Raw genomic sequence first — 11,493 nt, 5'->3', positions numbered from 1 at the left:
ACGAAGCTGAACAAACAGCTTAAGACTAATTTTAACAAATTCGGTCACATTAATGCAAGCTTTTGCGAAGTAAAAGCTTGCATTAATGTGAGCCTTGGTTTTAGGACATTTTAACTTTCGCTTGACAGGCAGGATATGGAAAAGACAATTATCTGCTGCAGCAAAATGTAGTATCAACAACCGATTTAAAACAAAATACTTTTACTGTTTCCGCATTTTTTTGCTGTTGATAGGTAAAAAATAACTGTCTTTTAATTCTAGACCTTATAGATACTCCTGTAGGAATATGAGGTGCTAACAATATCACATGTCTAACCTGTTTGATAAAGAAACGTCTCTTATCATCATTAAGCCCAACTGAATGATGAATCGTATTCGAACACCAAGTCTACGCTTTATTAGATGGAAAAACTTATTACTTACTAGTCACAGTAGAATAACTCAAAAGGCAAGCAAATACCCATAAACAGGTTTTTGCTTGCCTTTTGTCTTTAATCATATATGTTTCTGTCAGAGCTGAACGAGGCACTCCACATGCTTAGTTCAGTTGCATGCTTATATTTTTTCTCCTGGCGTTGAGGCTATGATTTGTAAAGTTCCATCTATTGACCATGCTTTTAGGTCATTTGGAAGGATAAAGTGCATCCCTTTTTTTAGTTCGTACAGTTTGGAGTCATCTATGATCAGTTCGCCTTCTCCATCAAGCACACTAACTAAAGTATAAGGAGCTGTATGTTCAAAGGTAGCTACTCCGTTGGTTTCCCATTCATACACATTGAAGAAATCATTTTTTACAAATGTAGTGATGTTCACATTTTGATAAGTTTCTGTTTCAGGTGATGAGTTAGGGTCAATACTAGGCACTGTTGTTACATCCACCGACTGCTTCAAATGAAGCTCTCTTGGTTTCCCATCGTCACCTTTACGATCGTAGTCATAGACACGATAAGTGGTGTCGCTGGATTGTTGAGTTTCAAGAATCATGATCCCTCCGCCAATAGCATGAATCGTGCCGCTTGGGACAAAGAAAAAGTCGCCTTTCTTAACCGATACTCGGTTCAATAATTTGTCCCATTCTCCATTATTGATCATCTCTTTCAGTTCTTCTTTTGAGGTTGCATGGTGACCATAAATGATTTCTGAACCTTCTTCAGCATCAATGACATACCAGCATTCCGTTTTTCCTAATTCCCCTTCGTGCTCCAGTCCGTAAGCATCGTCCGGATGAACTTGGACAGATAAATCATCAGCAGCGTCTAAAATTTTAGTCAATAAAGGAAAAACTTCTCCGTCTGCGTTTCCGAACACTTCTCGATGTTGTTCCCACACTTCATTTAATTTCAACCCTTTATAAGGTCCATTGATCACGGTACTAGGTCCATTTGGGTGGGCACTGATTGCCCAACATTCTCCTACTTTATCACTAGGAATGTCATAGCCGAATTCTTCTTTCAGCTTTGATCCACCCCAAATTTTTTCTTGCATAACAGCTTCTAAAAACAATGGTTCAATCACGTTTTTTCCTCCTACTTGTATCCTGATTTAACTATTCTTAGTTATTTTTATTTATATTATTCTTTCCTATTTTAACACAATGCAACCGTTTCAAAAAGGTGCTTCTTCTGTTGCTGTCACTTTATTCCTTTCAAGCAAATAACTATTTACTACTTCGTCCCTTTTCTTTAAATAAACCGGTGTATCACTTTTAGGATGAACTCGATTGGATAAAAAGATAAATGCTTTATTTTGATAAACGTCCAACAGCATAAACGTTCCTGTAAATCCCGTATGAAATAAAACAGGACGCTCCTCTAGCCCTTTTAAATTCCACCCAAGCGAGCGTTTCAAATCACCTGTTGGCGTCCAATCTTTCATTAATTTCTCCACTGTTTGTTGTTGTAAAATCCTTACACCGTCTAATTCGCCTTTATTCAAGATCATTTGAGCAAATTTCAAACAATCATTTAATGAAGAAAATAGTCCTGCACTCCCACAATGATCACCTAGCACATAAGCTTTCGGATCATGAACTTCGCCGCGAATCAAACCACGCTTTGGATGAATCTCGGTAGGAGCACAACGTCTTGGATGATTAGGATGGAAGGATGAATCCATTAAGTTTAAAGGTTGGAGAACTCTTTTTTCAAATACCTTGGTTAACATTTCTCCTTCAACCTCTTCAATCAAAAAGCCCAATAAAATCATTCCGGTATCGGTATAGACTACTTGTTTTCCAATCGTGTCCTCAACCGGAAGCTGTAAAATAGAATTTTTCAGTTCTTCTTCAGCTAAAGCATCGCGATTTGGAATATAGCCTTTGATGGCTGAGGTATGCGTCAAAAGGTGTCTGATCGTTACTTTAGGAGAAGAAAAATCAGGCAGATAAGTTTGCACTGCCTCATCAAGTCTCACTTTACCTTCTTCGATCAATTGTAAAATAACCGTTGTCGTCATCATGACTTTTGTCAAAGAAGCTACATCATATAATTGATTTTCTTGAATGGCTTCTTTATCTGGATAAACAGCAGCATATCCTTCTCTATAACGATACTGTTTTTCCCCTTCTATAAAACCGTAACTTGTTCCAGGAATGATTTTTTCTTCTCTTAATTTCTGGATTATTTTTCTTGTTTCAGGATACAATTCTTTTCCACCTTCTTTATTGTCTGATTTACATCAGCTAACTCACCTGAATTGATCGTCAAAAGTGATCATATAATTGAGGAGTACCGTTTGGAATTCTGTTGGCTAAATCAACAGCAGCTGGAATACTCCCAGTTATTCTCTGATGAAAGTGAAGTCCTTCCATAGTTCGAGAATTCATAAAGAGTTGTGTCCATGTTTGAATAGATGCTGTTAAAATATCTGAATCTTTCACTTTTTTTTCATCCCTCATCTTAGTGACTTTTCGTCCGGTAGTTCTCAGTTCCACTTTCCACAATCCCTGATTCCAATCGGCCACTTCGTCCTTCACTCTCAAATAAAGAGTGGTTTGGGCTTTTTCTTTAAAAGGATATTGCAGCAAAAAGGATTCAATGTTGATTATGCGAGCCATCATAAAGGGTTTTACTTCTTTTTTAATTGTTAACTCAGGGAACATATCCGCAATATATTCCTCTTCACCCGCTAGGTAAACAAATTTTTCAAACGATGTTTGATGTGAGCCTATGAACTGCCATAATCCAACAAATGCTTCTTGATCTAAATAAATCATTTCATCAATAACAAATTGATTCTGTTCTGCTGTATTAAAATGGTAGATGACATACCCTTTTGGCTGATTGGCAGCATCTTCATAAAAAGCTATTTTTTGCATTTTATGCTGTTCAACTTTACGCTCCCAACTCCAGTCTGATCGTTTGATTGGTCCAATCGTTTCAGCACATTTATCTTGGTATATTTTTTTCAGTTGTTCTTTAGCTGTATTCCATTTTGCTCGTGTGACACTGCCTTCATACGTTTCTGTTCTAGGCAAGTTTGCAGCAGCTATTTCATATCTGACTTCATTGAAAGCGACCTCGTAACCAAACTTTCGATAAAAAGGGTATGAAAAAGGATCAAGATAAGAGAGAACCATCCCTTTAGTCTTCATGTCATTTAAAACTTCTACAAATAGTTTTTTGATACTTCCCATCCCTCTTGTCTCAGGATAGCTGGAAACAAAACCAATTCCGCCCATAGACAAGACTGCTCCATGAAGATAAATTTCCAAAGGCAGAACCTGCAGTTGACTGCTTAACTCTTCATCGTGAAAAGTCCCAAATGTATCCGCTGTATCAAAAAAAGAACGAAATTTTTCTTTCGAAGTACTGTCTGAATCAAAATTAAATGCATACGCAGCCAAATCGTAGGCTTCTTCAAAATTTTCTTGGGTAAGTCTTTTTACATTGCTCATCTCTTTGCACCTCTCTTCAGTTTATTTCATCATCTATTATCGTAGCATAATTTGCAAGAATTTTGGTAACCAGAAGCCTTTAGTTTCCTTAAGATATTCATGTCTGAGTCAATATTAAATGAGAGAAAATAAATTAATTTCGTTTAACCCTGCATCTGACTCTCTGAGCTTTCAAATCGACTTTTTAGTGGAATAAACGCTATACTAAATAAAAGTCACGTTGTCTTCTATTGACAATGGTTTGGAGGTGTATAGATGTTTAAAACAATGAATCCTATTTTATTTCAAGGAAATTTAGACAAAAAGCACTACTTTGAAGGCTGGTATTTTAAACAAGTCACTAAAGACGAAAATGAACTAATCAGTTTTATTCCAGGTATCAGTTTAAATGATAATGACAAACATTGTTTTGTTCAATACATTTCAGTGACAAAAGATAAAGAGAATCATCCTCTTATAAAAACAGACTATTTTCGTTACCCTCTTGATCAATTTATTTCTCGAGATAAACCATTTCAAGTTCAAATCGGTCCCAATACTTTTAGCGAAGACAATGTTTCTGTATTGTTAAAAAAAGAAGGACTGACCATCAAAGGGTCTTTTAGGTTAGCTCATTTATACCCTATTAAGAAATCCACCTTAAATCCAACTATTATGGGTCCATTCTCTTATGTTCCATTTATGGAATGTTATCATGGAGTTATTAGTATGAAGCACCATTTAAGCGGTTATGTCAAAATCAATCACCGTTTAATTGATTTTACAGAAGGGACAGGATATATAGAAAAAGATTGGGGAACTTCTTTTCCTAAACAATATCTCTGGCTTCAAAGCAATACCTTTACAAATACAGAAACTAGTTTGTTTTTCTCTGTAGCAGATATCCCATTTATGAAGGCTGTTTTCGAAGGTTTTATTTGTAATCTACTGGTTCATCAAAGGGAATATAGGTTTGCCACTTATAATAGAAGCAAAATGTCCATCGAGCAGTTAACTTCTCAAAAAATTAAAATTGTTTTGGAGAATACTCATGCTCGGCTGACTATTAGCGCTCAACCTTCTCAATTTGGTGAACTAATCGCCCCCAAAAAAGGATCAATGTCTCTTCCAATCAAAGAAGGTTTTTCTAATTCTATTTACATTAAATTAGAAGATTTTCACACTCAACAAACTTATGAAGACCAAGGAAAAATGTGTGGTATGGAAATAGTCGGATACAAGATGGAAAAGTAGGTAAAACAAAAACAAGAGCTTAGCCAAAAAAACGACTAAGCTCTTGTTTTTGTTTAGTTTATCTTAGGTTCTACAACATTTGACGTTGGTAAGTAGAAAATACACTTCTTTTTAATTCTAACTCTATTAGAAACTCAGTTCTAAAAATTTCTGGAGGAATATGGGGATGCTTATAGCCATGAAAAGGATGCAATAAGAATTATCTCGAGTTAAGCTTCAACTTTTACTCGGAGTTTGTTCTCCGCTGTGCTGCGCATACCATATCCGTACGTCGCTAGCGCTCCAACGGCTTCGGCAACGCTTGTAAGTCTTGAAACGCGGTTTTTGGATCAAGGCGTTCCCATGGCGTTCCATAAGCAACCCATAGGCCGGAGGAAATTTCTTTACCAACGTTAGAAGAGGAAGAGCCTTATCTTATAGCTTAAGCTGGTGCAGAGTTTGCAAACTGTGCATTGTAAAGATCAGCGTAAAATCCATTTTTTTCCATCAATTCATCATGATTTCCTGTTTCGATCACGTCACCTTGATCCATGACGATGATTTTATCGGCATCACGAATTGTAGACAATCGATGAGCGATTACAAAACTGGTTCTTCCTTTCAGCAGTTTTGCCATTGCACGTTGGATCAAAACTTCCGTACGTGTATCGACACTGGAAGTAGCTTCATCAAGAATCAAAATTTCAGGATCTGCAAAAAATGCGCGTGCGATAGTGATCAACTGACGTTGGCCTTGAGAGATATTACTGGCTTCTTCATTCAAAATCGTGTCGTATCCATGAGGCAGCTTACGTACAAAATCATCTACGTGAGCTGCTTTTGCTGCTTCAAATATCTTTTCCTCAGAATCGGCATATTCTTCACTACCATATCGAAGATTTTCCAAAATAGTCCCATTAAACAACCAAGTATCTTGAAGAACCATCGCAAAATGCGAACGCAATTCTTCTCTTGTAATATCTCTCGTATCTACACCATTTAACTTGATGCTTCCGCCTTTGATATCATAAAAACGCTCCAACAAATTAATCAATGTTGATTTGCCTGCACCTGTAGGACCCACAACGGCTATCATTTCGCCTTCTTTAACGTCTAAGTTAAAGTCATTCATCAATAATGGCTCATTAGGACCACCATAACCAAACTGAACATGCTCAAATTGGATTTTGTAAGGAGAATCTTGCAACGGTTTAATATTAGAGTGTTCCAAATCCATTTCCGGTTCATCTAGCACCTCAAAAACACGTTCAGCAGAAGCAACTGTCGCTTGAATAGTGTTCGATAAATTAGCGATATCTCTCATCGGCTGTGAGAATTGGTTCACGTATTGTAAGAAAGCTTGAACATTACCTAATGTCATCGTCCCATTCGCGACATTGATCCCACCTAGTACCGCTACAGCCAAATACCCGATATTACGAGCAAATGAAATCAACGGCATCATAAGTCCCGTTAAAAATTGAGCTTTCCAAGAGGCCTCATAGTAAGACTCATTTTGCTTTTCAAATTTTTCAATTTCCGATTCTTCATGATTGTAAATTTTTACAACCGCATGTCCTGAATAAATCTCTTCTACTTGATCATTTAAAATACCCAATTCTTTTTGTTGTTTAGCAAACATTTTTTGGGCTCTCGGTGCAATGACCGACACAAAAACAGCACTCAATACTACGATAATAAAGGAGACAATAGTCAACTGTAGACTGATACTCAACATCATGACGAGTACAGCTACAAATTGAACAATACTTTGAACGAATTGAGTCAGCGATTGTTGTAAAGTATTGGCAATTTGGTCCATATCGTTTACAGCCCGAGACATGATATCTCCATTTGAATGTGTATCATAGTAACTGATCGGCATACGACTCATTTTGGCTTTTAAATCTTTTCGCAAATCATATACCGTTCGTTGGCCAATACGAGCCATAGTGAATTGTTGGAAATATCTGAACAGCCCGGCAGATATATACAAGACAAAAACGGTCAACAGAATTTGCATAATCAATTCAAAATCAATCGGCAATACATCAACCATCTGACCAGCAGCTCTTAGAGCCATCCCCTCTTGGTAACCTCTGAATATCTCAGTGGTGGCTTGACCTAAAATTTTAGGCGTCAGAGTGGTAAAAATAGTCGCTGCAATAGTTAAGACGAGTACTAGTATCACTCCCCAAATACGAGTAGACATATAAGTCGTTAAACGTCTCAAGGTTCCCCAGAAATGCTTCGCTTTTCTGGGATTCAATCGTTCTTTGTTGCTCTTGCTGTTTTCCATTATATATCTTCTCCCCTCATTTGAGATTCCATAATTTCTTGATAGGTTGGGTTCGTTTCTTTTAATTGTTCATGGGTTCCTTTGCCAACCATTTTCCCTTCATCCAGAACAATAATAAGGTCCGCATCAACAACACTGCTGATTCGTTGCGCTATAATGATCACTACTGATTCAATGGTTTCTTTTTTAAGTGCAGCTCTTAAAACGGCATCTGTTTTAAAATCTAATGCAGAGAAAGAATCATCGAACAATAAAATATCTGCTTTAGAAACTAGTGCGCGAGCAATACTCAACCGTTGACGTTGACCTCCCGAGAAGTTTCCTCCACCTTGTTCAACCTGTGCATCCAATCCTTTGGGCATTTTTCCCACAAAATCTTTTGCTTGGGCGATCTCCAAGGCATGCCATATTTCTTCATCCGTAGCCTCTGGTTTTCCGTACTGCATATTTTCACGGATAGTACCAGTGAACAGCACTGCCTTTTGAGGGGCATACCCCATCAACGTCCGCAGATCATGTTGGGTGAAATCTCTAATATCTGTACCGTTGATTTTTATACTTCCAGATTCCACATCGTAAAAACGAGGGATCAAATTAGCCAAAGTAGATTTACCTGAACCCGTACCTCCGATAATCGCAATGGTCTCGCCTTTTTCAACTTTAAAATCAATGTCTTCTAAAGCTGATTTTTCAGCCCCAGTGTAACGGAAACTGACATGATCAAATTCAAATGAAATTTCTTTTTGTTCAGCAACTGATTTAGCTGCAGATGGATCTTTTATCGTACTTTTTAATTCCAATACTTCATTGATCCGAGCTGCCGAAACTTGCCCACGAGGAATAAACATGAAGATAAAAGCCACTTGCATCACACTGATCAAAATCTGCATAGCATAGGTCATAAATGTAACCAAATTTCCAACTTCCATTTGTCCAGTACTGATTAAATCTCCACCAAACCATATGATCATAATATTGGTAATACTGACAACCACGGTCATTGCAGGCATTAAAAAAGCCATGTAAGTAAAGGCTTTAATAGCTGTATCTGCATAATCTTTATTGGCTTCATCAAATCGGTTTTGCTCATGCTTGTCTTTTCTAAACGCTCTAACAACACGAACGCCTGTTAAACCTTCTCGAAAAACCAAGTTTAATTTATCTGTTTTTCGTTGCATAGATTTGAAGTAAGGCACTGCAAAATGCATGATAACCGCAATCAAAACAGCTAGTAAAGGGATTGAAATCAAAAAGGCTCTCGCTAATTGCGGCTCACGAGTGAACGCAAAAAATCCTGCTCCAACCATCATAATAGGAGCCATAATCATCAACCGCAACATCATCAGAACAACCATTTGTACCTGAACAACGTCATTCGTGGTTCTGGTAATCAAAGAAGCCGTTCCCACTTCATCCAGTTCATCATTTGAGAAATGAGTTACTTTACGAAATACCTCATTTCGTATTTTTTTACCTAATCCTTGTGATTCTCTAGCAGCTACAAAAACATTGGCTACAGCACCCGCAATAGCGATAAGCGACATAAAGATCATTTTTAATCCAACATTCAGAATATAATCAACGTCTCCATTGGCTACTCCGTTGTCAATAATATCTGCCGTTAAAGTTGGAAGAATTAAATCTCCTAAAACTTGGATGATCATAAAAACTACAGCAGCAGCTATTGACCATTTATTCATTTTTTTGGCTAATTTTAACACTGTTTATTTCCTCCGCATCCGTTTTTGGCTTTTTAGCTCCAAATTCCAGCCAGTTTAATTTTTGGCAAAAATTGATTCTGATTTTTTCTTGCGAATAGTCTCTTGCAAATCCTTCTATGATTTCGTGCATCATGATCGAAAGAACCAAGCGCAGTAACTTGTTTAATTCTTGTATCGAATCAACGTGTAATAGATCCGTGTTTATCAGACTACAAATGCTTTGGTTTGTTTCTGTGAAATCTTCTTCACTACTAGAGAAGTCTTCTGGAGCCACTTCTTTGGTCGCCCGATAATCCATATGCAAAAATAACTGTTTGTAAAAATTTGTATGTGATTCTTCCATCATTCTGGTCAATAATTGCGGAAAATAATTACGAAAACCAATAAACAAATCACCGTCCGCTTTTTCAAACTCTCTTTTCAAAAGTTCTTTCGTATCAGACTCGATTGTTTTCACAATATAAAAATACAAATCTTCTTTGTTTTCAAAGTATTGATAAAAACTTCCTCTAGAAATGGCGGCGTTTTTGATAATCGTATTAATAGAAGCTTCATTCAACGATTTTTCTGAAAATTCTTTCGTTGCAGCAACTATCAGTCGCTCTCTTTTTTCATCGCTTAGATTAAAAAATGTTTTAGTAGGCACATCAAAAGCTCCTTTCTTCCTATATTCTTATCCTACTCTCATACAGCATCCAACCATTATATATGACAACTTGTCACGTTGCAATAAAAAAGCACGCACCTTTTACGATGCGTGTTTACATAATTTTTTTGGTTCTACGCTATTAGACATTGGTAAGTAAAAAATATACTTCTTTTTAACTCTTACCCTATTAGAAACACATTCTCAGAAATTTCTATAGGAGTATGGGGTTGCTTATAACCATGAATAAGGATGCAATGGGAATTAATCCCGAGTAAAAGCTGAAGCTTTTACTCGGAGTTTGTTCTCCGCTACGCATACCATATCCGTACGTCGTTATCACTCCAACGGCTTCGGCAACGCTCGCAAGCCTTGAGACGTGGGTTTCGGCTCAAGGTGTTCCATAAGCAACCCCCTAGGCCGGAGGAAGTTTCTTTACCCATGTTAGAAAATGAAGAACATTTTTTTATTAGGATTCTTCAGTTTCCTTATTTTGAATCGTTTCCCGTCGGATAATATCTGCAGGACGATAACTGTCTTCATTTTCGTATAAACTGGAGTAATCATGGTACCACTGAAAAATATGGACCACAATAATTTTCAAAATCGCATAACCTGGAATACCAAATAAAACACCTACAACTCCGAATAATTTCCCCCCGGTCAACAGAACAAAAATGATTGTGATCGGGTGCATCTTTAGATTAGAACCCAAAATTTGCGGTGAGATTACACGTCCTTCAATAATCTGTTCAATCGCAAAAACAATCAGTACTTTTACCAACATGCTGGGAGAATCCACTAAAGCTACTACTAAAGCCGGTACTGTAGCTACGAACGATCCTAAATAAGGTATGATGTTTAAAAATCCGGCTATGATTCCCAAAGTAGCTGCGAACTCCAAACCAATAATAGCAAACCCTGCCCAGAACATAATGCTGACACATAGAGCTACCAGCAGCTGGCCCCTAACATACTGGCTGATTTGAAGGTTCATTTCAGTCATCACCCGGTACGTTTTGGTCCGAATTTTTGTAGGTACAAATTTCAATAAATACACAGGGATTTTTTTTCCATCTTTTAAGAGATAAAATAGAATAAACGGCATCGTAAAAATAGCAATGACAATACTTGTGATAGTCCCTACAACACTGCCTATCCCTGAGAAGGTGGAATCCAATACCACGTTTGCTTGTGCAGATAAGGTATTCATAAGATTCTCGTTAAACTCTTGGAATTGATTCTGAATTTGTGAGAATTCTTCACTTCGAATCAGCCCTTCTATTTGCAGAGTGATGTTGTTCCAATAGTCTGGCCAATTGGTTACTAAACTAGACAGCTGATTTCGAATCAGAGGAATGAGGGTAGTGACTCCCCATATGAGCAATCCTAAGATAACCAAGAAAACAATGGTAATGCCATAAACACGAGGGATTTTTTTAGCCTCCAGCCAATCAATCACTGGATTTAATAAGTAATACAAAATCACCGAAAAAATTACCGGCAATCCCACAATCTCAAGAAATCCTTTTAGCGGATCCAGCACATAAGAAACTTTACTAAAAACAAATATATTTATTAAAATCAATAAAAGGACCAATAAAATAGCGACTACTTTGTTGCTTAAAAACCATCTCTTAAACCAATTCACCGTAACCTTATTATTTTCTATATTAGGTTCTCTTTTCAACAGTCAATCATCCTCTCTAGCTCAACTTCT

Annotated in this window: 8 protein-coding genes; 1 reads left to right on the top strand and 7 read right to left on the bottom strand. The window is 37.2% G+C overall.

The annotated features are described in order from the left end of the window. Nucleotides 1-555: 555 nt before the first annotated feature. The 3 genes from manA to eis form a co-directional block, all read right to left on the bottom strand. Nucleotides 556-1,515 (bottom strand): mannose-6-phosphate isomerase, class I, encoded by a 960-nt coding sequence (gene manA, locus ACEN4I_RS07285; protein WP_407102602.1) that lies wholly within the window; start codon nucleotides 1,513-1,515, stop codon nucleotides 556-558. A gap of 90 nt (nucleotides 1,516-1,605) precedes the next feature. Further along, nucleotides 1,606-2,643 (bottom strand): serine hydrolase domain-containing protein, encoded by a 1,038-nt coding sequence (locus tag ACEN4I_RS07280; RefSeq protein WP_407096529.1) that lies wholly within the window; start codon nucleotides 2,641-2,643, stop codon nucleotides 1,606-1,608. Nucleotides 2,644-2,701: 58 nt separating this feature from the next. Then, nucleotides 2,702-3,895, bottom strand: coding sequence for an enhanced intracellular survival protein Eis (eis, locus tag ACEN4I_RS07275; RefSeq protein WP_407102601.1), 1,194 nt, complete (start codon nucleotides 3,893-3,895; stop codon nucleotides 2,702-2,704). Nucleotides 3,896-4,150: 255 nt separating this feature from the next. On the opposite strand from eis, the gene ACEN4I_RS07270 reads away from it, so the two are divergent. Then, nucleotides 4,151-5,128, top strand: a complete 978-nt coding sequence (locus ACEN4I_RS07270; RefSeq protein WP_407102600.1) for a tocopherol cyclase family protein — start codon at nucleotides 4,151-4,153, stop codon at nucleotides 5,126-5,128. A gap of 421 nt (nucleotides 5,129-5,549) precedes the next feature. Here the strand turns inward: ACEN4I_RS07270 and ACEN4I_RS07265 are convergent, their stop codons facing one another. The 4 genes from ACEN4I_RS07265 to ACEN4I_RS07250 form a co-directional block, all read right to left on the bottom strand. Continuing rightward, complete coding sequence (locus ACEN4I_RS07265) at nucleotides 5,550-7,406, bottom strand: ABC transporter ATP-binding protein (protein ID WP_407102599.1); 1,857 nt, start codon at nucleotides 7,404-7,406, stop codon at nucleotides 5,550-5,552. Further along, nucleotides 7,406-9,127, bottom strand: a complete 1,722-nt coding sequence (locus ACEN4I_RS07260) for an ABC transporter ATP-binding protein (RefSeq protein ID WP_407096533.1) — start codon at nucleotides 9,125-9,127, stop codon at nucleotides 7,406-7,408. The genes ACEN4I_RS07265 and ACEN4I_RS07260 overlap by 1 nt, the downstream gene beginning before the upstream one ends. Then, nucleotides 9,099-9,773 (bottom strand): TetR/AcrR family transcriptional regulator, encoded by a 675-nt coding sequence (locus ACEN4I_RS07255; RefSeq protein ID WP_407102598.1) that lies wholly within the window; start codon nucleotides 9,771-9,773, stop codon nucleotides 9,099-9,101. The genes ACEN4I_RS07260 and ACEN4I_RS07255 overlap by 29 nt, the downstream gene beginning before the upstream one ends. 469 nt (nucleotides 9,774-10,242) lie before the next feature. Further along, nucleotides 10,243-11,463 (bottom strand): AI-2E family transporter, encoded by a 1,221-nt coding sequence (locus tag ACEN4I_RS07250; protein ID WP_407102597.1) that lies wholly within the window; start codon nucleotides 11,461-11,463, stop codon nucleotides 10,243-10,245. Between the last annotated feature and the right edge of the window lie 30 nt (nucleotides 11,464-11,493).

It is taken from the genome of Desemzia sp. FAM 23990, from assembly GCF_045528485.1.
Classification (GTDB): domain Bacteria; phylum Bacillota; class Bacilli; order Lactobacillales; family Carnobacteriaceae; genus Desemzia.
Note: the sequence above shows the minus strand (reverse complement) of the source record. Positions and strands in the feature narration are given on the sequence as shown.